Consider the following 1,072-nt stretch of genomic DNA (forward strand, 5'->3'; position numbering starts at 1 on the left):
AAAACAGACACTGCATAAACAAGGCAAGAGACAGATGATACACTATATTGGCATAGACATCAGCAAAGCAAAGTTTGATGTTGCATTTATAAACCCAAGCACCAACAAAGTAAAAACCAAGGTTTTTAACAACAACAAAGCAGGCTTTGATTTATTGCTTGGTTAAAAACCAATGTCAGCAATCATCTTGATGAACCACACATCATCCTAGAAGCAACAGGGGTTTATCATGAACACCTAAGTGAGTTTCTTGATGATAATAACATCAAGCAAAGCATTGTCAATCCTAGCTATGTCCGCAAATTTGCAGACAGTTTGGGGGTAATCCATAAAACTGATAAAAAAGACAGCATCATTTTATCAAGGTATGGTTATAGCCACAAGCCTGAGGTTTGGGTAGCACCTAGCATTGAAGCCAAACAGCTAAAAGCTCTACTAGCTCGCCTAGAAGCACTCAAAGAAGATTTGCAACGAGAGCAAAACCGACAAGAGTTACTCTTATCACCCAATCTGCCCGATTTGGTTAAGGCGTCAATGCAAACAGTCATCAATGTCCTTCAAGAGCAGATTGCCAAACTCACCAAAGACATTGATGACTTTGTTGACAAACACCCAAGTTTAAAGCAAGACAAAACCTTACTTGAAACCATTGACGGCATTGGTTCTGTTATTGCCAAAGAAGTGGTATGCTTAATACATACCAAACAATTTAAAAAAGCCTCACAGATGGCTTCGTTTTTAGGCTTAATACCCAAACAAAGACAGTCAGGTGTCTTTAAGGGAGCAACCAAACTGTCCAAACAAGGACAAGTCTCTTTGCGTGCTAAGCTGTATATGTCTGCAATGAGTGCCATTCGTTATAATAGCACCATTAAGGCATTTTATGAACGATTACAACAAAACGGTAAAACCAAAATGCAAGCCTTGTGTGCTTGTATGCGTAAATTGGTACATATCTGTTTTGGTGTTATCAAAACCCAAACACCCTTTGAACAACAAGTCTCTTTAAGTGAGTTTGTAAGATACTAGATACTTAAAAAACCATTGACTTAGGTGGGGTATCATGGTATCT

General features: G+C 38.5%; 1 protein-coding gene. It reads left to right on the forward strand.

Going from position 1 to position 1,072, the window contains the following annotated elements; translation table 11 throughout:
- The first annotated feature begins 153 nt into the window (after positions 1-153).
- Positions 154-1,029 carry an IS110 family RNA-guided transposase gene (locus B5J94_RS08835; RefSeq protein ID WP_115247282.1) on the forward strand — a complete coding sequence of 292 codons (876 nt, stop codon included), beginning with the start codon at positions 154-156 and terminating at the stop codon, positions 1,027-1,029.
- The last annotated feature ends 43 nt before the right edge of the window (positions 1,030-1,072 follow it).

It is taken from the genome of Moraxella lacunata (assembly GCF_002027545.1).
Classification (GTDB): Bacteria; Pseudomonadota; Gammaproteobacteria; order Pseudomonadales; family Moraxellaceae; genus Moraxella; species Moraxella lacunata.